At 39.3% G+C, this 23675-nt stretch carries 21 protein-coding genes; 11 read left to right on the top strand and 10 right to left on the bottom strand.

Annotated elements, in window-relative coordinates; genetic code table 11:
* Positions 1–331: 331 nt before the first annotated feature.
* Positions 332–1843 carry a sodium/proline symporter PutP gene (gene putP / locus C3F34_RS15585; RefSeq protein WP_044740443.1) on the top strand — a complete coding sequence of 504 codons (1512 nt, stop codon included), beginning with the start codon at positions 332–334 and terminating at the stop codon, positions 1841–1843.
* Between the two features lie 46 nt (positions 1844–1889).
* On the opposite strand, the gene C3F34_RS15580 is transcribed toward putP, so the two are convergent.
* Positions 1890–2381: an Lrp/AsnC ligand binding domain-containing protein gene (locus tag C3F34_RS15580; protein ID WP_044740442.1), complete on the bottom strand. Its 492-nt coding sequence runs from the start codon at positions 2379–2381 to the stop codon at positions 1890–1892.
* Positions 2382–2499: 118 nt separating this feature from the next.
* Here C3F34_RS15580 and putA point away from each other — a divergent pair, with 118 nt between their 5' ends.
* The 3 genes from putA (at position 2500) to C3F34_RS15565 (ending at position 8023) form a co-directional block, all read left to right on the top strand.
* Complete coding sequence (gene putA, locus C3F34_RS15575; protein WP_044740441.1) at positions 2500–6249, top strand: trifunctional transcriptional regulator/proline dehydrogenase/L-glutamate gamma-semialdehyde dehydrogenase; 3750 nt, start codon at positions 2500–2502, stop codon at positions 6247–6249.
* A 224-nt stretch (positions 6250–6473) separates the two neighbouring features.
* Positions 6474–7556: a tRNA (uridine(54)-C5)-methyltransferase TrmA gene (trmA, locus tag C3F34_RS15570; protein ID WP_044740440.1), complete on the top strand. Its 1083-nt coding sequence runs from the start codon at positions 6474–6476 to the stop codon at positions 7554–7556.
* A gap of 239 nt (positions 7557–7795) precedes the next feature.
* On the top strand, positions 7796–8023 hold the full coding sequence (locus tag C3F34_RS15565; RefSeq protein ID WP_044740439.1) for a hypothetical protein: 228 nt from the start codon (positions 7796–7798) through the stop codon (positions 8021–8023).
* Positions 8024–8081: 58 nt separating this feature from the next.
* Here C3F34_RS15565 and C3F34_RS15560 read toward each other — a convergent pair whose 3' ends face one another.
* A complete protein-coding gene (locus tag C3F34_RS15560; protein ID WP_158654367.1) occupies positions 8082–8783 on the bottom strand; it encodes a phosphodiester glycosidase family protein in 702 nt (233 codons plus the stop codon).
* Positions 8784–8979: 196 nt separating this feature from the next.
* Between C3F34_RS15560 and C3F34_RS15555 the strand changes: the two genes are divergently transcribed.
* Positions 8980–9516, top strand: a complete 537-nt coding sequence (locus C3F34_RS15555; protein WP_016166312.1) for a lecithin retinol acyltransferase family protein — start codon at positions 8980–8982, stop codon at positions 9514–9516.
* Positions 9517–9659: 143 nt separating this feature from the next.
* Here the strand turns inward: C3F34_RS15555 and C3F34_RS15550 are convergent, their stop codons facing one another.
* Complete coding sequence (locus tag C3F34_RS15550) at positions 9660–11384, bottom strand: glutamine--tRNA ligase/YqeY domain fusion protein (RefSeq protein WP_104442051.1); 1725 nt, start codon at positions 11382–11384, stop codon at positions 9660–9662.
* Between the two features lie 167 nt (positions 11385–11551).
* Here C3F34_RS15550 and C3F34_RS15545 point away from each other — a divergent pair, with 167 nt between their 5' ends.
* On the top strand, positions 11552–12061 hold the full coding sequence (locus C3F34_RS15545) for a peptidylprolyl isomerase (RefSeq protein WP_100241687.1): 510 nt from the start codon (positions 11552–11554) through the stop codon (positions 12059–12061).
* An 86-nt stretch (positions 12062–12147) separates the two neighbouring features.
* The gene (locus C3F34_RS15540; RefSeq protein WP_104442050.1) at positions 12148–12867 is read left to right on the top strand and encodes a UDP-2,3-diacylglucosamine diphosphatase; all 720 of its coding nucleotides are present in this window, start codon (positions 12148–12150) and stop codon (positions 12865–12867) included.
* A gap of 42 nt (positions 12868–12909) precedes the next feature.
* On the opposite strand, the gene hpaI is transcribed toward C3F34_RS15540, so the two are convergent.
* Positions 12910–13707 carry a 4-hydroxy-2-oxoheptanedioate aldolase gene (gene hpaI / locus C3F34_RS15535; RefSeq protein WP_044740471.1) on the bottom strand — a complete coding sequence of 266 codons (798 nt, stop codon included), beginning with the start codon at positions 13705–13707 and terminating at the stop codon, positions 12910–12912.
* A 243-nt stretch (positions 13708–13950) separates the two neighbouring features.
* On the opposite strand from hpaI, the gene nfsB reads away from it, so the two are divergent.
* Positions 13951–14604 carry an oxygen-insensitive NAD(P)H nitroreductase gene (gene nfsB / locus C3F34_RS15530; RefSeq protein WP_016166320.1) on the top strand — a complete coding sequence of 218 codons (654 nt, stop codon included), beginning with the start codon at positions 13951–13953 and terminating at the stop codon, positions 14602–14604.
* A gap of 294 nt (positions 14605–14898) precedes the next feature.
* Here the strand turns inward: nfsB and C3F34_RS15525 are convergent, their stop codons facing one another.
* The 4 genes from C3F34_RS15525 to C3F34_RS15510 form a co-directional block, all read right to left on the bottom strand.
* Positions 14899–15762: an EamA family transporter gene (locus tag C3F34_RS15525; protein WP_044740434.1), complete on the bottom strand. Its 864-nt coding sequence runs from the start codon at positions 15760–15762 to the stop codon at positions 14899–14901.
* An 87-nt stretch (positions 15763–15849) separates the two neighbouring features.
* Positions 15850–16887, bottom strand: coding sequence for a class II fructose-bisphosphate aldolase (gene fba / locus C3F34_RS15520; RefSeq protein WP_016166323.1), 1038 nt, complete (start codon positions 16885–16887; stop codon positions 15850–15852).
* 120 nt (positions 16888–17007) lie between these two features.
* Positions 17008–17268 carry a hypothetical protein gene (locus C3F34_RS15515; RefSeq protein ID WP_044740433.1) on the bottom strand — a complete coding sequence of 87 codons (261 nt, stop codon included), beginning with the start codon at positions 17266–17268 and terminating at the stop codon, positions 17008–17010.
* A 147-nt stretch (positions 17269–17415) separates the two neighbouring features.
* Entirely contained in the window at positions 17416–18603 is a 1188-nt protein-coding gene (locus C3F34_RS15510; RefSeq protein ID WP_044740432.1) for a phosphoglycerate kinase, read from the bottom strand.
* A gap of 137 nt (positions 18604–18740) precedes the next feature.
* On the opposite strand from C3F34_RS15510, the gene C3F34_RS15505 reads away from it, so the two are divergent.
* The 3 genes from C3F34_RS15505 to C3F34_RS15495 are packed head-to-tail and all read left to right on the top strand — an operon-like array spanning position 18741 to position 20896.
* Complete coding sequence (locus tag C3F34_RS15505; RefSeq protein ID WP_016166326.1) at positions 18741–19124, top strand: DUF2237 family protein; 384 nt, start codon at positions 18741–18743, stop codon at positions 19122–19124.
* Complete coding sequence (locus C3F34_RS15500) at positions 19124–19714, top strand: Maf family protein (RefSeq protein ID WP_044740431.1); 591 nt, start codon at positions 19124–19126, stop codon at positions 19712–19714. The genes C3F34_RS15505 and C3F34_RS15500 overlap by 1 nt, the downstream gene beginning before the upstream one ends.
* Before the next feature lie 15 nt (positions 19715–19729).
* Positions 19730–20896, top strand: a complete 1167-nt coding sequence (locus C3F34_RS15495; RefSeq protein WP_044740430.1) for a cupin domain-containing protein — start codon at positions 19730–19732, stop codon at positions 20894–20896.
* 47 nt (positions 20897–20943) lie between these two features.
* On the opposite strand, the gene C3F34_RS15490 is transcribed toward C3F34_RS15495, so the two are convergent.
* Both C3F34_RS15490 and C3F34_RS15485 read right to left on the bottom strand, forming a co-directional pair.
* On the bottom strand, positions 20944–22833 hold the full coding sequence (locus C3F34_RS15490) for a 7TM diverse intracellular signaling domain-containing protein (protein WP_052662126.1): 1890 nt from the start codon (positions 22831–22833) through the stop codon (positions 20944–20946).
* Positions 22830–23519 (bottom strand): sigma-70 family RNA polymerase sigma factor, encoded by a 690-nt coding sequence (locus tag C3F34_RS15485; protein WP_044740429.1) that lies wholly within the window; start codon positions 23517–23519, stop codon positions 22830–22832. Before C3F34_RS15485 ends, C3F34_RS15490 begins: the two co-directional genes overlap by 4 nt.
* Between the last annotated feature and the right edge of the window lie 156 nt (positions 23520–23675).

Raw genomic sequence — 23675 nt, 5'->3', positions numbered from 1 at the left:
AAATAAAGCATAATCTGATTGTTATTTTATGTAAAAAAATCATTATTTTGATGAAATTCCATCTTTATAGGCTAAATTATCATCAAATATAGTGAATAATCATCTTTTTAAAGCATTCATTCTTTTAAAAAGACCATTTTACATATGCTTAGTACAATTTTTTGTCATTTTTAGTTTTGTAACCAAGATTACATTTCGCTACACAAAATGACTATAAACACCCTAGAAATGTAACAGTAAGTAATTTTGCTTTTATGATTGAATCACCTCCTCGCTATTGCAGCTCAAAAAATCATCTTGGATTGATGGTTTTAGGACAAAGGATGGGCATATGAGTCAAGTGAACCCTACATTAATCACCTTTATTTTTTACATTATCGCAATGGTCGGTATTGGCCTATATGCCTATAAGGCAACTTCAGATTTCTCTGACTACATTTTGGGTGGACGTAGTCTTGGAAGCGTTGTAACTGCACTTTCAGCAGGTGCATCGGACATGAGTGGCTGGTTACTCATGGGTTTACCAGGAGCAATTTATCTTTCTGGTCTCTCTGAAGCGTGGATTGCTATTGGTTTAATTATCGGTGCATGGCTAAACTGGCTTTTAGTCGCTGGACGTTTACGTGTTCACACTGAATTTCAAAATAATGCGCTTACATTACCAGATTATTTCACTGGTCGTTTTGGCGACAAAAAACGTGTATTACGTATTATTTCCGCTTTCGTAATTTTAATCTTCTTTGCTATTTACTGTGCCTCAGGTATGGTTGCTGGCGCACGCTTATTCGAAAGTTTATTTGGATGGGACTACTCTACTGCCCTTTGGATTGGTGCACTCGCAACAATTTCATATGTATGTATTGGTGGGTTCCTTGCTGTAAGTTGGACTGACACATTCCAAGCAGGCTTAATGATTTTTGCCTTACTGTTAATGCCAGTGATTACTTACCTTGCAATTGATGATCATAGTCAACAATTCGGTGTACTGCTCGAAGCAGCTCGCCCACAAGCATTGAACATGCTTGAAGGTTTAAGTACTGTTGCTATTTTATCTTCAATGGCATGGGGCTTAGGTTATTTTGGCCAACCCCACATTTTAGTCCGCTTCATGGCAGCTGATTCTGCAAAAACTATCCCTGCTGCTCGTCGCATTGGTATGGCATGGATGATTTTATGCTTAGGTGGCGCAGTTGGTGCTGGTTTTGTTGGTATTGCTTACTTCCAGCAACACCCTGAATTTGCAGCAGCAGTAACACAAAACCCTGAAACTGTTTTCATGGAATTAAATAAAATCTTATTTAACCCATGGGTAGCAGGGATCATTCTTGCTGCAATTCTTTCAGCAGTGATGAGTACTTTAAGCTGTCAGCTTTTGGTATGTTCTAGTACTTTAACAGAAGATTTATACAAAGCGTTCATCCGTAAAAATGCTTCTCAAAACGAGTTGGTTTGGATTGGTCGTTTAATGGTAATCAGCATTTCAATCCTTGCGATTGTGCTTGCTCAAAATCCTGATAGTAAAGTTTTAGGCTTAGTAGCTTATGCTTGGGCTGGTTTTGGTGCTGCGTTTGGTCCATTAATCATCTTGTCATTGTTCTGGAAACGCATGACACTCAACGGTGCAATCGTAGGTATTCTTGTAGGTGCAGTAACCGTAATCGTATGGAAAAATACGATGGGCGACACTGGTATTTATGAAATCATCCCTGGCTTCATCTTGTCATTCGTCAGTATTGTCGTGGTGAGCTTACTTGGTAAAGAACCTGAGAAAGATGTTGTAGAACGTTTTGAACAAGCGGATGCATTCTATAAACGCGAAATGGCTGAATTGAAGAATAAATAATTCTTCGTACAGTTAAAAAATAAAGGGGCTAAACGCCCCTTTATTTTTATCTACTCTTTTTAATTTTCAGGTTCAACTTCGCACTTTCTTTAATGACTTCCATTACCGGATAGCTTCGGGTTTCTTTAATTCCCGGTAGCTGCCACAGCACCTGCCCTGAAATTTTACGAAATTCTTCCATACTGGCACAGCGAATCTTCACAACAAAATCAAATCCACCACTAGTCATATGACATTCAACAATTTCTGGATACTGCATGACTGCCTCACAGAACTCATCTAATACATTCGGTGTAGTTTTATCGAGTAAAATCTCTACAAAGACGACAAAATTTGAATTCAACATCGCAGCATTTAACTTGGCTTCATAGCCAAGAATAAATCCATCTTTACTGAGCTTCTGTACCCTTGCAAGCACAGCCGTAGGAGATAGATTCACCTCTTCAGCCAATTTAATATTCGATATTCGTCCATCGTTTTGCAGAATATCTAAAATTTTAATATCCGTTCGATCAAGCGATAAAATTTGGCTAGACATCTGAATTAATCTCTAAAAATAAGGGAAACAATAGTGAGTTATTCGGGTTTATTTCTGTGATCATTAATTATATACGGCAATTTGCTTAACTCAATCTTTTCAGTCACAGGAAGTTGGCATGAATACGATCATCTCCCCAATTGATGGAACCAAACCTCATCAAGACTATATTACGCTTTTCAAAGAAAAGACCGCTTACGAAACAGAAATTAACACTGCTTGGCGCCGTGCCGAATCTGAATGTGTTGAAAATCTACTTGAGCATAGCAAAATTTCAGATGAATTGAACACACGTATTCAAGACTTAGCTTTTAACCTTGCACACACTTTACGTGAGCGTAAAAGTTCTGCAGGTAAAGCTGGTATCGTGCAAGGTTTATTACAAGAGTTCTCTTTATCTTCGCAAGAAGGTATTGCACTCATGTGTCTTGCTGAAGCGTTATTACGTATTCCTGATACTGCCACACGTGATTTATTAATCCGTGACAAAATTAATCAAGGTAACTGGAAAGACCACGTTGGTCAAAGCAACCTGATGTTCGTTAATGCCGCTGCGTGGGGCTTAATGTTAACAGGTATGCTCATGGAAACACCTAAGCAAGCTAGCCTTTCTAGTATGCTTACAGGCTTAATTGCACGTAGTGGTCGTGGCATCATTCGTAAGGCCGTAGACGTTGCTATGCGTATGATGGGCGAACAGTTTGTTACTGGCGAAACCATCAAAGAAGCGTTAAGTAATGCTGAACGTCTTGAAGATAAAGGTTTCCGTTATTCATACGATATGTTGGGTGAAGCAGCGTTAACTGATCATGATGCTGGGCGTTATTATGATGACTACACCAATGCGATTCATGCGATTGGTCAAGCATCTAAAGACAAAGATGTTTATAGCGGCCCTGGTATCTCTATCAAGCTTTCTGCATTACATCCGCGTTACCAACGTTCTCAAACTGAACGTGTACACAAAGAACTTTATAGCAAAGTTCTTGAACTCGCGCGTTTGGCAAAAGGCTATAACATTGGCTTAAACATCGATGCTGAAGAATCTGAACGTCTAGAGCTTTCTCTAGAGCTATTAGAGCGTCTTTGCTTTGAGCCTGAATTGGCAGATTGGAAAGGTATTGGCTTTGTTATTCAAGCGTACCAAAAGCGTTGCTTCTACGTTGTAGATTATATTGTTGACCTTGCTAAACGTAGCAACAAGCGCCTCATGATCCGTTTGGTGAAAGGTGCGTACTGGGATAGTGAAATCAAGAAAGCACAAATTGAAGGTATGACGGACTACCCTGTATTTACCCGTAAAGTACATACAGACTTGTCTTATATCGCATGTGCAAGAAAATTATTGGCTGCACCAGAGCAAATTTACCCTCAGTTTGCGACGCATAATGCTCAAACTGTAGCGACAATTTACCAATTGGCAGATCCTGCGAAATATTACGTTGGTCAATACGAATTCCAATGCTTACACGGCATGGGTGAACCTTTATACGAACAAGTAGTTGGTCCAAAATCTGAAAACAAATTGGATATTCCTTGCCGTATTTATGCACCAGTAGGTACGCATGAAACATTATTGGCTTACTTAGTTCGTCGTTTACTCGAAAATGGTGCAAACACCTCATTTGTAAACCGTATTGCTGATAAGAGCTTGGAGATTCAAGACCTGATCGAAAACCCTCGTGAAGCGATCTTAACTTCTGCCAAACAAGAAAAAGGCGTTGGCTTAAAACACCCTGCTATTCCGCTACCACAGAATTTATATGGTGCATTACGTCAAAACTCTTCAGGCGTAGACTTAGCCAATGACAGCGAATTGTTAAGCTTGGACAAAACAGTTCAAAGCCTGATGTCACAGCAATGGTCTGCTGAATCAATGGGTCCTGGTTTAGCTGAAATTGCTGCGGCTGCAGAAGTTGATGTAATCAATCCTGCTGTACACTCTGACAAAGTCGGTAGCGTAAAAGAAGCATCTGCTGAACACGTAAACCTAGCATTAACGAATGCTGCAAATGCACAAGCAGCTTGGGTAAATACACCGAAAAATGAGCGTGCTGCATGTTTAAACCGTGCTGCCGACATTATGGAAAGCCGTATCCAAGAATTGATGGTGTTGTTATGCCGTGAAAGTGGTAAAACTTATGCCAATGCGATTGCTGAAGTTCGTGAAGCGGTCGATTTCTTACGTTACTACGCTGCACAATGCACAAACTTGGCTACAAATGCTCAAATTGAGTCATTAGGCACAGTATTGTGTATTAGCCCATGGAACTTCCCATTGGCAATCTTCAGTGGTCAGATTTCTGCTGCACTTGTTGCGGGTAACACCGTTATTGCAAAACCAGCTGAACAGACACCACTCATTGCATCTTTAGCTATCCAAATACTTTGGGAAGCTGGCGTACCTCAAGCTGTTGTGCAGTTAATTCCTGGTCGTGGTGAAACTGTTGGTGCGCAATTAAGTGCTGACCCACGTATTCAAGGCATTATGTTCACAGGTTCTACTGAAGTTGCGAAAATTCTTCAGAAAACTGTTGCGAAACGCTTAGGTACAAATGGTCAACCGATTCCGTTAATTGCGGAAACAGGTGGTCAAAATGCCATGATCGTGGATTCATCAGCATTAACTGAACAAGTGATTCTAGATGTTGTGAACTCGGCTTATGACAGTGCTGGTCAACGTTGTTCTGCACTTCGTATCCTTTGCGTACAAGAAGACAATGCTGAAAGCGTGATTCGCATGTTGAAAGGTGCAATGCAACAATTGAATGTAGGCAACCCTGCATTATTAAAAACTGACATCGGTCCAGTTATTGATGCCGAAGCACAAACCAATATCCAAAACCACATCCAAAAAATGCATGGTAAAGGCTATGCAGTGCACCAGTTCATGCGTAACGATGCTGTTGATACAAGCTTGAATCAAGGTACATTCATCCCACCAACGTTAATTGAATTACCAAACTTAAACGACCTTGAGCGTGAAGTCTTCGGCCCAGTATTACACATCATCCGTTACCCACAAGGTAATGTGAAATCTGTAGTGGATCAGATCAATGCGAAAGGCTACGGCTTAACCATGGGTCTACATACACGTATTGATGAAACCATCAACACTGTGATTAGCACTTCTGAAGTGGGTAACTTGTATATTAACCGCAACATCGTTGGTGCTGTTGTTGGCGTACAACCTTTCGGTGGTGAGGGCTTGTCTGGTACTGGTCCTAAAGCAGGTGGTCCACTTTACTTGTACCGTTTAATGCAAGAATGCAGCGCGAAACAGTTAAGTACCCCATTTGCAGTAGGTAAAGTATTACAAGCTGCACCAAAGAATGAAGTGTACGAACAATTCAGCGCTTGGGTGAAAAAGCAGTTCCCACAAGTGAAATTGCCTCAAGTTCCTGCGCTTGCTTCTGGTCAAGTGTATGAATTAAATGGTCCTACAGGTGAAAGCAACCAATATACAATTGTTGCTCGTCACTGCGTATTGTCTCTTGCAGAGCAAGAACAAGACCAATTGGTTCAATTGAACGCAATTTTTGCTGTAGGCAGCAAAGCGGCTGTACTTGCTGACAATGTATTCGCATTGAAGCACATGTCAACGATGCCTAAAATGGTGGCTGAACAATTCAAAGTGATCCAAAGCATTGCAACAGATGATTTTGATGCAGTTCTACACCATGGTACAACGACTCAAGTGCTTGAATTGCAAACTGCAATCGCACAGCGTTCAGGTGCTATTGTGGGTATTACCCATTTACAACCTGCCGAACAAGACATTCCAGTTGAGCGTCTTGTGATTGAGCGTGCAATCAGTATTAACACTGCTGCTGCGGGTGGTAATGCCAGCTTAATGACCTTGAACTAAGGTTTAAAAAGCATCCTGTTCAAGGGTTATCTTTCCCTTACCAAGCCATTACTGGTCTAATGGCTTGGCTTCTTTTTATTTGAGAAAAGCATATTTTCTCGGTATTCATCCAACTATTCTCTAGTTCTTTAGATTTTCATTCGAAGTTGCTGAATTCGCTTAGTCTTCTTCAGTAAACTTTGTTACCATCCCTGTTTTCTACGTTTTATAATTTTTGACTGCATATGACTTCATCTTATCAGCAACAACTTGATGCCAAAGTTGAACGTATTTCTGCGCAATTTGCCGAATTCAATCCCCCTTCACTTTCTGTATTTGCATCTCCAGAACAACATTTTCGTATGCGTGCAGAATTTCGTATTTGGCATACTGATGACGATATGTTCTATGCCATGTTTGAACGCGATGAACAACAACAAAAACAAGTGATTCGTATCGATGAGTTTCCGATTGCCGACGCCAGCATTAATCAACTGATGCCTGTGCTATTGGCAGAACTGAAAAGTCACGAAGCACTATCAAAACGACTATTTGAAGTTCATTTTTTAGCGACTTTAAAAGGTGAAATGCTTGTTTCACTGATTTATCGCTGTCCACTCGATGAACAATGGCAAACTTTAGCAAAACAGTTGGCTGAAAAACTCAAGATCAAAATTATTGGTCGTAGTCGCGGTCAAAAAGTTGTGCTCTCTGATGAGTTTGTGGTTGAAGAACTACAAGTTTTTGGGCGCAAATATCAGTACAAACAAATCGAAAGTAGTTTTACCCAGCCGAATGCTCAAGTCTGCCAAAAGATGTTGGAATGGGCGTGTGATGCTGCAAAAGAATCTTCAAAAGACTTATTAGAACTTTACTGTGGTAATGGTAACTTTACCTTGCCACTGTCTACTCGCTTTAATCGTGTATTGGCGACAGAGTTAGCAAAATCATCTGTCTACGCAGCTCAATGGAATATTGAACAAAATAATATTGATAACATTCAAATAGCGCGACTTTCTGCTGAAGAGTTTACCCAAGCCTACAATGGTGAACGTGAATTTAGACGCTTACAAGAAGCACAAATTGATATCAGCAGTTATGATTTTGACACGGTGTTTGTGGATCCACCACGTGCGGGTATTGATGATGAAACACTGAAACTGTTACAGCGTTTTGAACGTATCATTTATATTTCTTGTAACCCAGATACCTTACATGACAATTTAAAGCTACTTACGCAAACGCACAAAGTTACACGTTTTGCTTTATTCGATCAGTTCCCGTATACCCACCATGTTGAATCTGGTGTGTTACTGGAAAAATTGTAAGAATTATTTAATCATCTCCTTTACGTCCTCAAGTTATTTAAAACAATAACTTGAGGATTTTTATTTGAAATAAAGTAGTTAATTTCACCGTACATTTTGACCTGTCATAAAACCGTTAAATCTTGCCATTATGATTGAAATTTTGCGTGTTCAACTGCTGCTTTTATCACTTAGATCATCTTGCATTATTTATAGAATTGGCTATATTTCGTTCTATGTTATTCATGAATGAAGGCTCTATGAGTTTTTGGCAAAAATTGTTTGCTGCACCGCAGCAGTTGAATGAGCATAAAAATCAAATCGCGTGTGTCGAAAATGATTGCTCATGCAAAACAGATGAACAACTGTTAAAGGCTCTTGCTCAAGCCACAGATGACGATGTCATCATTGGCATCAAACGTGTTCTAGCCTCTCGAGGTTATAGCCGCAAAGAGCTAAACGAAATCACCCATTCACCATTACAGTGATGCCAATTTCGTCATTAAGAAGCATTGGAACAACCAATGCTTTTTTATTGCCTTTTCTCTACTCACACTCCTGATCTTCAATATACGCCAACATCGGTCCAAACGAACTACTCTGAATATTGATATCCTTCTCAGCCAGATACATCGCTGAAATGGAGCCATCTAGATATAAAGCTTGCTCTAACTTGAGCACATTTTGCATAAAGCTCGCTAGAGCATAAAAATTTACAGCTTGCTCAGTCAGCACAAAATATAGCACTTGATCTTTTATCCCCACGGCGTTACGTATTTTCAGAGATGAACTTTCTGCTATGAAAATTGGATTGATTAGTTGATTAGACACCAGCATCGGCCCTGACTGCGTTGCATAATCCGCTTTAAATTTACCTTTCACATATTGAGAAGTGCTTAAAATAACAGCCTGTTTACTGTTCCAAGCCAAAATACCATTCGGCTGTAAATAGAAATTTCCCCATCCAAGGTGCTGGTTCAGTGGAAATAGCTTTTTCTTATTTTCAATATATAAACCTACAGGATGGAACGTGTAATGAAACATGCCCGCATTCATTGCAAATAGCATTTTCTCACATGTGTTTAATTGTGCCGGGATTTGGCTAAAGTAATTTACTGGTGTTTGATCGTTCTGTTTATTTAACAATAAACGAAGCTTGGATAAATCATGGACTTCAACTACGGTATAGTTGAGATCATTATATTGCCTCGTATAGCTAGTCACTTGAGCAAATTGAGACATAGACATTAGGCTACTGATCAGCATAGTGATCAATTGCAGAACCTGTCTCAATGTTATTGTCATGTGAACTATTACACTTTCATCACTTCTCTTCTATTTTATTGCTTTTTGTAGCATTCATATGCAACTATTCACTTATCTTCATTATTCCAAGTAAACTACATGCTAATATAATGCTTAAGTTTATTCGTTTAGTGTAGCGATGCATCAACAGAAAAAACCGTTTCATATTGGGGCACATTTGGTGGTAAAACACTTCGCCTACTCTCATCATGGGATTTATATTGGGCGTGGACGTGTTATCCATTATTCAGGTTTTGCCCATTTCTTCAAAAAAAGACCGATTGAAACCACCACTCTGGCAGAATTCTGTCATGGTAAAAAAATTGATGTCGTGCATTACCAACATTCTAAATATTCGGGTCGCAAAGTCGTACGCCGTATGCGCTCACGTATGAAAGAAAACCACTATCACCTGATTATGAACAATTGTGAACATCTTTGCACTTGGGCAATTACAGGTGTGGAAAGCAGTCCACAAGTGGTTCGTATGATGAATCGTTTAACGACTATCGGTTATGTAAGCTCAATTATGAGCTATATGAATGGTATGTTGCTCACTATTACCACCACTTGCTTTGCACTTGCGCTATATATTAAAAAGAAACTGCGTGATAAAGCGAAAATGCAAAGACAGACTTATTTATTCTTCAAAGATCAAGAACATAAAAATCGTTAAATTGATGTTTAAAAGTACCATTTTCTCCTTTTAAGCGATCCATCATATTTAACTCACTTTGCAATCTCTATTTCAAAAAACATTAGACATTAAAAAAGCCCCTCAACTCACGGTTCAGGGGCTTTCACATTTCAAATCAGGTTTTATTTACCTGGTTTAAAACTGTCTTTTAAATCTAAAATACGGTTAAACACTGGCTTTTCAGCTGAATGGTCATAACGATCTGCTACAAAATAACCTTCACGTTCAAATTGGAAACGTTGTTCAGGCTCTGCTTGTGCCAAAGCGGGTTCAATCACAGCTTGTACCACTTGCAATGATTCTGGGTTTAGATTCGCCAAGAAATCATCGGTTGCATCTGGTGCAGATTCGGTGAATAAACGATCATAAATACGTACTTCAGCAGGAACACCTTTGCTTGCAGATACCCAGTGAATTACACCTTTCACTTTACGTCCTTCAGGATTTTTCCCTAAAGTTTCAGGATCAATTGAACATTTTAGTTCAACCACTTCACCATTTTCATCCTTAATGATTTCATCACATTTAATGACATAAGCATGACGTAAACGCACTTCACCTTCAGGGACTAAACGCTTGAAGCCTTTTGGTGGAATTTCTTCAAAATCTTTACGATCAATATAAATTTCAGAAGTCAAAGGAATAACACGCTCGCCCATATCTACATTTGGATGACGTGCATGCACCAAGTCCAAAGCTTCAGGTAAATTCGTTAAAGTGACTTTCAATGGATTTAAGACGGCCATACCACGACCAGCAGCATTTTCTAGCGATTGACGGATACAGAACTCAAGCATTGCGACATCCACAATACCATCGGTCTTAGACACGCCCACACGCTTACAGAAATCACGTAAACCTTCAGGTGTAAAACCACGACGGCGCATACCGACAACTGTTGGCATACGTGGATCATCCCATCCATTTACATAACCACCTTCAACCAATTTACGCAATTTACGCTTTGAAGTGATGGTGTAGTCAATGTTTAAACGGCTAGATTCGTACTGACGTGGTACTGCTGCTGAATGAACTTTCTCAATCACCCAGTCATAGAATGGACGGTGGTCTTGGAATTCCAAAGTACATAAAGAGTGCGTAATGCCTTCAATAGCATCAGACAATGGATGAGCATAGTCATACATTGGATACATTTTCCATTTGTCACCCGTTTGATGGTGCTCAGAATGCAATACGCGGTAAAGAATTGGATCACGCATGTGTACATTTGGAGATGCCATGTCAATTTTGGCACGTAATACCGCTTCACCTTCTTTCATTTCACCATTACGCATTTTTTCAAAGCGTTCTAGGTTCTCTGCAACTGTTGCATCACGGTAAGGTGAATTCTTACCAGGCTCAACAAAGTTACCACGGTTTAATTTAATTTCTTCAGGTGATTGCAAATCCACATAAGCATCACCTTGTTCAATCAATTGCACTGCCCATGCATATAATTGATCAAAATAACCCGACGCATAACGTGGTTCATCTTTCCATTCAAAACCTAACCATTTTACATCGTTGGCAATACCATCAACATATTCTTGTTCTTCGGCATCAGGGTTTGTATCGTCAAAACGAAGATTACAATAACCATTAAATTCTTGTGCAATACCAAAATTTAGGCAAATCGCTTTTACATGACCAATATGCAAATAGCCATTTGGCTCTGGTGGGAAACGCGTTACAACGGTTTGTGTACGCCCAGAAGATAAATCGTCAGTAATGACCTGACGTACAAAATCCAAGCCAGGCTGTTGTTCTTGCTGCGCAGCATCGACAGAGGCATGATTACTTGGTGTCGGGTTATTTGGCAGAGATGCAACAACATCATTTGGCTTCATAGTAGATAGATCACTTCTAAAAATAAAAAACAGGATATTTTAAACGCAATTTCAGTATTTTTAACAAAGAAATGTACGTTTTTACTTGCCTTGTAGTTTACAGTTTGCTTATGCTTCTCTCAACCAAAAACCCATGGCTTTTATGTCCATGTTAAGGAGATTACACAATGAGTTTTCCTCAAGTCGAATTAAACACCAATAAAGGTCGTATTGTTCTTGAGCTTAACGCTGAAAAAGCACCTAAAACAGTTGCTAACTTTTTAGAATATGTTCGTGACGGTTTCTATGACGGCGTAATTTTCCACCGTGTGATTGATGGTTTCATGATCCAAGGTGGCGGCATGGATGAAAACTTCAAAGAAAAAGCAACACGTGACTCAATCGAAAACGAAGCTGACAACGGTTTGAGCAACGATGTAGGTACGATTGCAATGGCGCGTACTCAAGCTCCTCACTCTGCATCTGCTCAGTTCTTCATTAACGTGAAAAACAACTCTTTCCTTAACCACACTGGTAAAACAGCACAAGGTTGGGGCTATGCAGTATTTGGTAAAGTAACTGAAGGTCTTGATGTTGTAGATGCAATCAAAGGCGTTCGTACTGGCAACCGTGGTTACCACGCTGACGTTCCTTTAGAGAACGTTGTCATCGAATCTGCAAAAATCATTTCTGAGTAATTAATCTCCCTAAATCCCTCTTTAAAAAGAGGGACTTCCTCCCTGAGTAAAGGGAGGTTAGGAGGGATTATTTAAAGGATAAAAGCGTGACCTATCTGTTTATATCAGATTTACATTTGTCACCCGATCACCCTCGACTTGTTCGAGGGTTTTTCGCTTTACTTAAAGAATATCAATTTAAGCAAACTCAGCTCTATATTTTAGGTGATTGGTTCAATGCTTGGATTGGCGATGACTATACTGCACCATGGTTAGATGAACTCGTTGCTGCATTACAACAGTTTAATGCCGCAGGTAATCAGATTTATTTCCAAGTGGGTAATCGTGATTTCGCCTTAGGTCAAAAATTTCTGGATCAGTTTAATGGCATTTTATTGCCTGACGACTATGTCCTAAACATCAATCAACACAAGTTTCGCCTAGAACATGGTGATGCGCTTTGTACCGATGATGTCGGTTATCAACGCTTTAAAAAAGTGATTCGCAATCCTCTTGTATTGGGCTTTCTACGAAAAATGCCACTCAGCTTCCGCACCAAACTTGCCAACGGTTTCCGTAAAAAAAGTTACGCTGCGCAGCAGTTTAAAAGTTATGAAGTGATGGATGTCAATCAACAAGCCGTTACCCAAGCTTTAGCGGATGTAGATATTCTCATTCATGGACACACCCATCGTGCAGCCATTCATGAACAAGACGGTAAAAAGCGCATTGTGCTCGGTGATTGGAAAGAAGATTCAGCACAAATTCTGGTTGTTGATCCAAAACAACAGGACTTAATATTAAAATTAAGTACGTTTAACTACTAAGTATTTAAAACTCTTGTTTTTCGCTGGCTTACCTGTTCAGGGTTAATAACCACCTTCTACTCGCTTTTCCTCACTGCCCTTTTTATACTTCGCCAACAATGTTCTTAATCCATTCATCAAGACACTGGTATCTACGCCTACAGCGACAAACTCTGTTCCTAATTCTATGTATTTCTGCGTGACTTCATCTGTGGTGGATAAGATGCCTGCGGCTTTTCCTGCGGCACGAATCTTTTGAATGGCTGCTATGACAGCTTTCTGCACATCTGGATGGTTCGGATCACCTTGATAGCCCATCGTCGCAGATAAATCGACTGCCCCAATGAATACTCCATCAATCCCTTCAATTTTAAGAATTTCATCTAAATGACTTAAGCCTTGTATTGACTCAATTTGAATCAATAAACAAATTTGTTCATGCGCTTGCGCATAATAATCAGGAATACTGTTCCAACGCGTTGCACGCGCCAATGCAGCACCGACACCACGAATCCCTTCTGGTGGATAACGTACCGCTTTTACCATAAGCTCTGCCTGCTCAACCGTTTCTACCATTGGAATCAATAAGGTTTGTACCCCAATATCCAACAACTGTTTAATTAATTGAACACTACCAATAGGTGGACGTACCACCGCTTGTGAAGGATATGCTGCCATGCTTTGCAGTTGTGATAATGTCGTTCTTAAATCACTCGGGGCATGTTCACCATCAATCAGTAACCAGTCATAGCCCGCATTTGCAATCAGTTCAGTTGCATACGCATCTGCCAAACCAACCCAAAGCCCTATTTGTTGTTGCTTTTTTAAATTTTGCTTAAAGTAATTAATCGTGTCAGTCATCATGTTCAACGGTCATAAACGCACTTGCTACAAGCAGTAAAGCCTGATTTACACCTAAATACCAATATTGATTTTCTATTTGATCATTGCATTCACCACTTAATCTTGCAGAATCCCCTCCAATCTCATAATTGAACAATCTTTGATAGATCATTCGTATACGCTGCTTGAATGTATAACTCTAAACGATTAATGTGAATTTTCAGCTAATGACAGCATCCATTTGACCTCGGAGAAATTTTCATGGATCTTTTGAACATTTCAAAAACTCGTTATACCACTAAGGCTTACGACCCTTCCAAGAAAATTCCACAAGAGCAATTTGAACGCCTACTGGAAATTTTACGCCTAACACCTTCTTCAATTAATATTCAGCCTTGGCATTTCTTTATTGCAGATAACCATACAGCCAAAGAACGCATTGCCAAGGCTTTGGTGGGAAAATATGCCTACAATGCACCAAAAGTATTAGATTCATCACATACCATTTTATTTTGCACTAAAGCAGATATTACTGAAGAACATTTAGAAAATTTATTGGCGCAAGATGATGTCAGTGGTCGCTTCAAAGACGCTACTGCAAAACAAGGTCAAAAAGATAGTCGTACAGGTTATGTCGATTATTACCGTAATGAAAAAGGTGATATTCAACGTTGGGCTGAAAATCAAACCTTTATCGCGTTGGGACAAATCCTGCTTGCAGCAGGAATCGAGAATGTTGATGCCACCCCTATTGGTGGTTTTGATGAGGATTTATTAACTGAAGAATTACAACTCACAGAAAAAGGCTTAATTCCCTCTGTGCTACTAACACTGGGCTATCGCAGTGAGACAGATTTTAACGCCAAGCTACCAAAGTCTCGCCTAAAGAAAGAAGAAGTATTCACTAAGCTGTAAAATTTACTTGTAATAATCAGGGACAATTCATTTGTCCCTTTTTTCTCTAAAGGAACAAATCTTGCTTAATTAAAATACATGTTCTACCTAAGCAGAGGTTATTGATGTCTTTATTTATTCAACTTCCAATTAAATTTGAATGTAAACATTGTCAAGTTACCTATTTTCATCTCTGTACACAGTCTATGCTGCATGAACCACACTGCCCTCAGTGTCATCATACTGGCTTCCTTATGGGGGCTGCGGAGAAAAAAGACTTACTTCTCTACTCAATAACGTCTGCTGTTAAATTTATCAAACAATCATGGCATAGGCTAAACAAAGTACACTCATAATTCCTAAGCCCAATCCTAGACTGGTGCTGGTTTTAAGTTTTTCCTTAAAGAAAATAAGACCACTCAAAACACCCAATAACACCACCAAAATATTCATCCCTGCAAATACAATTGCGGGGCTATCTTTAAGTAACATGTGTGCTTTAACGTATAGTGCGATATTGGCAAAATTAACTACACCCAAACATAATCCCCAAAAAATGTTTGTAGATGAACCAATCTGCTTTGTAGTTAATACAACATATAAAAGTGAAAAGATAAAGGCACATATAAACATTAAGTTTAAAGCCACAGAGAACTGCACCCCCAAACCTGTCGTGTATTTCAGCAAGATATCCACCAAGGCATACCCCACCCAAACACTTACTAAATAAAACATACCTGAGGAACCAGCACTCGCTTGAGTATGACTGCTGCGATGTGAATAAATAATACATAACACTGCTGTAATACCTAAACCAATCCCAATAAGTTTGAGTACGCCAAACTGCTCATTAAAAATAAAATAAGCAGCACCCAACGACAAAACCACTGATAAACGCTGTGCGACTTCAGTTTTGACAATGCCCGCAGTTTGTAATGATTTAGATAAACATAAAAACACACTCGGTAATAACAAGCCTAGGCTAAGAATAAGCCACCACGGTGTATTGCTTGGAGAAACATGGCTCAAATCAGGTTTAAACCAATAGAAACACAAAAGACTTGCAATCGCATAATTCCAGCAAATCATCTGCATAGGATTTAAGCCTTTAGCCTTAGAAACTTTAAGCAGTATTGATACCAAAACGCTGCAAAGTGCTGCTGCAAGAATCAGTTCCATTAGACATTTACCCCATATGTTCGTCAGTCATATAAAAAGCCCACATAAATTATGTGGGCTTCTATTTATAAATAATTTGTGGAGCGATTATTTATAACGTTCAACCATTTTCTCTAAAGAAATTGGACGAATCTTGTCAGCGTTGCCCGCAGTACCAAATGCTTCATAACGGTCGATACAAATTTGTTTCATTGCATCAACAGTTTTTGCGAAGAATTTACGAGGATCGAATTCGCTTGGTTGTTCTGCCATCATACGGCGCATTGCACCTGTCGATGCTAAACGTAAATCTGTATCAATGTTGATTTTACGTACACCATGTTTGATTGCTTCAACCAATTGCTCAACAGGAACACCGTAAGTTTCTTTGATGTCTCCACCATACTGGTTAATTACAGCCAACCATTCTTGTGGCACAGAGCTTGAACCGTGCATTACAAGATGCGTATTTGGAAGTGCCGCATGAATTTCTTTAATACGGTCAATTGCCAAAATGTCGCCTGTAGGTGGACGCGTAAATTTGTACGCACCGTGTGAAGTACCTACCGCAATAGCAAGCGCATCGACATTGGTATCTGCAACAAACTGACGTGCTTCTTCAACTGAAGTTAAAAGTTGAGAATGATCAAGAACACCTTCTGCTCCCACACCATCTTCTTCACCCGCCATACCTGTTTCAAGGCTACCTAAACAACCGATTTCACCTTCAACAGAAACACCGCATGCATGCGCCATTTGTACTGTACGACGTGTTACATCAACGTTATATTCATAAGTGGTTGGTGTTTTACCGTCTGCACCCAATGAGCCATCCATCATTACTGATGAGAAGCCCAATTGAATTGAACGTTGGCATACATCTGGATCTGTACCGTGATCTTGATGCATCACCACTGGAATATGTGGCCATTCTTCAATTGCAGCCAAAATAAGGTGACGTAAGAATGGAGCACCTGCATATTTACGCGCACCCGCTGATGCTTGTACGATGACAGGTGAATTTGTCGCATCTGCTGCAAGCATGATTGCACGCATTTGTTCTAAGTTGTTTACGTTGAATGCTGGTACGCCGTAAGCATGTTCGCCGGCGTGATCCAAGAGCTGGCGCAATGAAATAAGAGCCATAATGTCCTCCCAGGTAATGCGACATATTCTACATGCTGAAAGGTTTCAATTCAGCAATAAATAACACTATTTAAAAAAAATCCCTGCAATTGCAGGGACCTTCTAAGAAAATACGATAATTTATTGAGCAGTCGCCTGTGAAGCTTCTGCTTCTGTAGCAGGAGTCGCCGCATCGGCATCTGCATTGGCGACTTCAGCAGGAACATCTGTATTTTTTTCGTCCATAACTGGCTTATCTAATGAATCTATTGCAGCTTGTTGCTCTGGAGTAACTTTTTCTTCTACTGCTGCATCTGTTTTCGGTGCTTCATCTTTTTTGGCACAAGCCGTTAGAGCCAATGGTGCGATTAATAAAGCAGCAAGTGTTAATTTTAGGTTCATCACATTATTCCTACAACAGGTGATTTAATAGGCGTGATTTTATTGCAGAGATATGACAGTTTGATGACCTAAAGATGAATGCAATAAAAAAGGCTGACCAAAGTCAACCTTTTCATTTATTTCATCTGATTCGATGCATTATTTTTTTCAAGCACGTTCTAGAAGAACAGCAACTGCTGGAAGTGTTTTGCCTTCAACAAATTCAAGGAATGCACCACCACCCGTTGAGATATAACCAATTTTGTCAGCGACTTCGTATTTGTCGATCGCAGCTAAAGTATCACCACCACCTGCAATAGAGAAACCTTCAGATTCTGCGATCGCTAAAGAAAGCGATTTAGTGCCTTCTCCGAATTGATCAACTTCAAATACGCCTACTGGACCGTTCCAAAGAATAGTTTTTGAAGTTTTTAAAATTTCTGCAAACGCTTGTGCTGTTTCTGGACCAACATCCAAAATCATATCGTTATCAGCAACATCTTCAACTTTTTTCACAACTGCTTTTGCAGCAGCCAATGAACCCAAGAAATCATCAAATTTGATTTCGCTAGCATCAGCAACCACAACATCAGTTGGAAGTGGTACAGATACTTTTGCAGCAATCGCTTTAGCAGTGTCGATTAAATCATTTTCACACAATGATTTACCTACGTTATAACCTGCTGCCGCCAAGAATGTATTGGCAATACCACCACCCACGATCAATTGATCACAGATATCTGACAATGAAGTTAAAACATCAAGTTTAGTCGATACCTTAGAACCTGCAACAATAGCAACCATTGGTTTTTCAGGGGTTTGTAGTGCGCGACCCAATGCATCAAGTTCCGCGGCAAGAAGCGGTCCCGCGGCTGCAACAGGTGCTAAACGTGCAACACCTTCTGTTGATGCTTCTGCACGGTGCGCAGTACCAAATGCATCCATCACGAATACATCACAAAGTGCAGCATATTTTTGTGCAAGTTCTGGATTGTTTTTCTTTTCACCGTGGTTAAAACGGCAGTTTTCTAAAAGAACCACTTGACCCGCTTGAACGTCAACACCATCAAGGTAGTCAGTCACTAACTGAACGTCTTGGCCTAGAGCTTCGGTTAAGTATGCTGCAACTGGAGCTAATGATTGTTCAGCTTTTGGCTCCCCTTCTACAGGACGACCAAGATGTGAATACACCATGACTGCTGCGCCTTTATCTAATGCAGCTTTGATTGTCGGTAATGCAGCACGTAAACGTGCATCACTGGTAATCACACCATTTTTAACAGGAACGTTTAAGTCTTCACGAATAAGAACTCGTTTACCTGCTAAATCAAGGTCAGTCATACGCTGAAAATTCATGTATAGCTCTCTGAATATATAAAATCGGCACGATTTTAAATGATTATGCAGAAAAAGGTTAGCTTCTTTTGTATAAAAGCTGCCGAAAGCGTTAGTTTTGATTATGATATTGAAAAGCCACAAATTGATTCACTGTTATGTCATTTCATCCAGATCCTAAAATTAACCGCTTAAATGTATTTGGCGAACCCTTAGCCAGTTGTTGTTTTGACCCGATTACGGGTTATTTTCGCAATGGATTTTGCCATACTGCAACGACCGATTTAGGGCAACACACCCTGTGTGCACAAATGACTTCTGAGTTTCTAAATTTTTCACAGAAAGTTGGCAATGACTTAATCACCCCTTTACCTGAAGTTGGTTTTCCTGGTTTACAACCAGGCGATTTTTGGTGTATTTGTGTGACACGTTGGGTGGAAGCTTATCAGGCAGGTCAAGCTCCTCCTGTTAAAATCCATGCCTGCCATCAAGCCGTTCTTTCTTATGTTCCACTGAATGTATTAATGGATTATGCCATCTGATGAATACCCAAATCATTCTGGCTTCAAGCAGTCAGACACGCAAAGATTTAATGGATCGCTTAAAGATTCAATATGATTGTGTTGTACCAGAGATTGATGAATCACCACGTGGTGAATTACATGCAGATGATTTGGCTCATCGTTTAGCCTTTGAAAAAGCCAACACCATTGCGCAAAAATTTCCAGACGCCATTGTGATTGGTTCAGACCAAGTGGCTTGGCGTGAAGGTGCCCCTGATATTTTTATTGGTAAACCACTCTCGGAAGATAAAGCCATTCGTCAGTTACAGGCTAACTCTGACAAAATTGTCTATTTTAGTACCGCGCTGAGTGTGCAACAGCAGTCAACTGGCTTTGAGCAAACTCTTGTAGAACACTACAAAGTAAAATTTAGAAAACTGAGTTTGGCAGAGATTGAACGTTATGTCGCGATAGACCAACCGCTACATTGTGCGGGTAGCTTCAAATGTGAGAGTTTGGGCATTAGTTTATTCGAACAAATGATTGGCCACGACCAGACGACTCTCATGGGTCTACCAATGATTCAATTGTGTCAAATTCTTCGTCAATTAAATATTTTAGTTCCTTAATTTAGGCTGTAACTTATGTCCCAACCTTTAGACATTTTAGGCGGCATCACCGCTGAACAGTTTCTTCGCGAATACTGGCAAAAGAAACCTTTACTTGTACGTAATGCTTTACCTGAAATCATCAACATCTTAGAACCCAATGATGTGATGGAACTGGCTTTAGAAGAGCATGTGACAGCGCGTTTAATTAAGCAAAAAGATAAAGACCCGAATCAGTGGACAGTAAAATCTTCACCTTTAATCAAGGGTGATTTCCAAAAAATGCCAAAACTTTGGACCTTACTGGTTCAAGCCGTCGATCATTACTCTTTTGATTTGGCTGAATTGTGGAAAAAGTTTCCATTTATTCCGCAATGGCGCCGCGATGACATCATGGTGTCCTATGCGCCTAAAGGCGGTTCAGTTGGAAAACATTTTGACTTTTACGATGTATTCCTTGTGCAAGGTTATGGGCATCGTCGTTGGCAGCTTGGACAAATGTGTGATGCCAATACCGAATTTGTTGCAGGCCAACCATTAAAATTATTGCCTGAAATGCAGGTTGATTTTGATGAAGTACTTGCGCCTGGGGATTTGCTCTATGTCCCACCGGGATTATCACATTACGGTGTCGCGGAAGATGACTGTCTCACCTTCTCATTTGGTTTCCGCATGCCAAACATGGCAGATGTGATGGATCGTGTTAGTGACAAGTTCGCTGATAACACTTTATTAAAAAATCCATTGCTTGATATTCAAAGACAACAAGCCAATCCTATTGGGCAAATCACCAAATCAGAATTGGATTATGTAAAAACGCTGTTACTCGAACGCTTACAGAATTCATCTGAACTGGACAATGCCATTATCAGTTTAATGTCAGAGCCAAAATATCCAGACAATATTCCTGAGCCTGATGAAATTGAAGCAGATGATTTGCGTGAAATTTTAGATACTGGTTATGAGATTTTGCTTGAACCTGCGTCACGTTTATTGTATGCCGAACAAGACCAAGCATTATTGTTCTGGGCAAATGGCGAGCAAATTTGTATTTCTGAAGATTCTAGCAATCTGTTAAAACAAATTGCAGATGGTCAAGTATTGGCCTTTGATCAACACTTTAATCATGACGAAGTTTTGGCTGACTTTGCCCAACTGATGAATGATTCAATTCTAATGTTACTTCCACCAGCTGAAGAATAAGTTAAAGTTACAAAGGCATTCAATTTCGTTTTGAATGCCTTTTCTAATTATTTCTCTTCTCTAATTTCTAATAGTGCTTGAACCACAGTTCTACCTTTTTCAGAGCTGACCTGTAACTCTGCCCCGACACGTTCCAAACGCATTTTCATACTTCGAATTCCAATGCTCATCCCATTTTGAAAATTACTTTTCACATCAAAACCAACGCCATCATCCTCAATGGTTAAAATCAGTTGGCGTTCATACGGAAATACCATAGAAACAAAGACATGTTTCGCCTGACTATGTTTCACAATATTGGTTAGACTTTCTTCCAAAACTCGAATAAGGGTTAAACACTGTAAAGCATTCGGTACATAGCCCCAATTTTGTGGAAAAGACCATTTAGACTCGATGTCCAATTCATCCATGAGCTGACTAAAACGATGACGAACTGGTGCCACCCACAATACTGGATTCCCAGGCACGCGTGATTCAAGACTTGACCCACTATCAATGATTTGCCTTAAATCATCCCGCAACAACTTTAAAATAGATAAAAATTGTTGATTCGTCATATTGTGTTCCGCCTGATCGACAATAATCATGGAACGTACCAAAGATGAACCTAACCCATCATGTAAATCATGCGAAAGCTGAATTCGTTCTTGTAAACGAACATTTTCCAATTCCAACTTATGTTTTTCATTCACACTGGCGTATAAATCTTGACTGACCTGATGTACTTTTTCTTCTAGTCTTTGATTAAATTTTTCTACACGGCGTGTATTTCTGGCTAATTTCACCCCTAAAATAAGCACGACAAAGACCGTAATAATTGGTGAGGTATAAGGAGAAAGTGGTTTGATATTTTTATGCAAATTTGAACCTAAAAGTAAGCTATCAAATAAGGCACAAATTAAAATACCAGTAAGACATAGCAATAAAAATATATACTCTCTTTTCTTAGCTTTAATTGTAATATAAGCCAAATAAAAATAAGTCGATAAAAATAATAAAATATAAAGGATAAAAATCTTAATAAAAACTGGTGTGATCCATTGTAGTGGTGTAAAGAAAATAATAATTAATACAATAAACGTGAGACCCCAAATACAGCGCTCTAAGCGCGGAAACTCAATACGAATAAATCGAAGCAGATACGTACAAAAACACACCATATAAAGAATAAAAAAACTGAGATTGGCTTGTGCAGAAATCACGTTATTCGGAAATGGTTTTGTTTCTGTCATTAAAATATTTGAAATAAATAAAACCCAAAGTATGCAACTTAGTGCAAACCATGCAAAGGTTGTTTCTGAACGCCTAAAAATCCATATCGAAAAACATAAAAGACCTAATACCAATGAAATGATGATATTGATTTCAAATAATGTTCGCCTATTCCAAATCTGTTGCTGATATTGAGCATCAGCAGCTTGTACATTATGGAAAGAAATCGCGCCTAATCCTGCTTTTTGAAAAGCATAACCATTTGCATAAATTAAAAACTCATTCTCTCCTGCTTTAATACTGGATGGTGTTAATACCCAATACCTTGGCATATTCCAGCTTTTGGATAAGGGTTCGATTAAATTTTTATCACGCCAAAGTACGTTACGATTAAAATAAACCGTACCCGCAGAATTAATATATTCAATTGAAAATGCAAAAGATTCACTAATTGTTCCCGATGAACAATCTGGTTTCCAAAGTATTTTATACCAAGCACCACCATTATAATTTGGTTCATGGATAGCCCAGTTATCAGGCAACTCTACTTCTTTCCAACCCGATGTAGGAATATGATGAATCGAATTTGTTTTTACAAATTGAATAGGTTGTACTTGAATCGTACAATATGGGTCTATGGAATAATAAGTTGATGCTGCGTAAGTCTGCATATGAATGCAAACCAATGCAAACATACCAAAAATCCGCAGAATCAGTCTGGTCATATAATCCCTAAAGTTCTTGCTGCACTTACAGCTTTCGTCCTTTTTGAAACGGAAAGTTTCCGATAAATATGCTTAATATGACTTTCTACCGTATAGCGCGAAACAAATAATTGCTCAGAGATTTCCCGATTACTTAAACCTTGTGCCACCAAATCCAAAATTTCCTTTTCACGATTGGTCAATGCTTCCATATCGGATGGTAACGCTTCCCGATGTTCACTTTTATCTTGTGAATTTTCTTGTGCCGCAATTTGACTTAAAATCTCACGTGCAATAAAAGGATCAATAGGTGCACCGCCACGCAAAATACTACGGATCGCTAACAAAACTTCAGAATCATCACGCTCTTTTAAAACATAGCCTGTCGCCCCAGCTTTAATTGCAGAAAACAAACTTGACTGTGTACTCCAAGCAGAAATCACCAGAATTAAGGCACTTGAATCTCTTTCACGTAATTTTTCAATAAACTCCACGCCATTCCCATCAGGTAAACCCAAGTCAACCAACGCCAATGAAATTGGAATTTCCTCTATTTTTTCAAATGCTTCCTTAAGATTAAAGACAAAGTGTAATGTCTCATTTTCATATCCCAGATCAGTTAGAATTCTTCTTAGACGGTTTTGTATAATTAGTTCATCTTCCAGAATAATGACTGGCACTGGCAATATTGTTTCATCATTGCTCATGTAACACCCCATTTTTGGTATGCACTATACTCAGATTTTTAAGATGACTCATATCCCTATAATTTGGGTAAATTGAAGTTTTCTCCTTAGATTTAATCCTTATTCTTCTAAGATACACTCATCGTTTACTTTTTACACAAAAAAACTGCCCAGTCG

Origin of the sequence: Acinetobacter sp. ACNIH2, from assembly GCF_002934965.1 — a bacterium.
In the GTDB taxonomy this organism is placed as follows: domain Bacteria; phylum Pseudomonadota; class Gammaproteobacteria; order Pseudomonadales; family Moraxellaceae; genus Acinetobacter; species Acinetobacter tandoii.
Note: the sequence above shows the minus strand (reverse complement) of the source record. Positions and strands in the feature narration are given on the sequence as shown.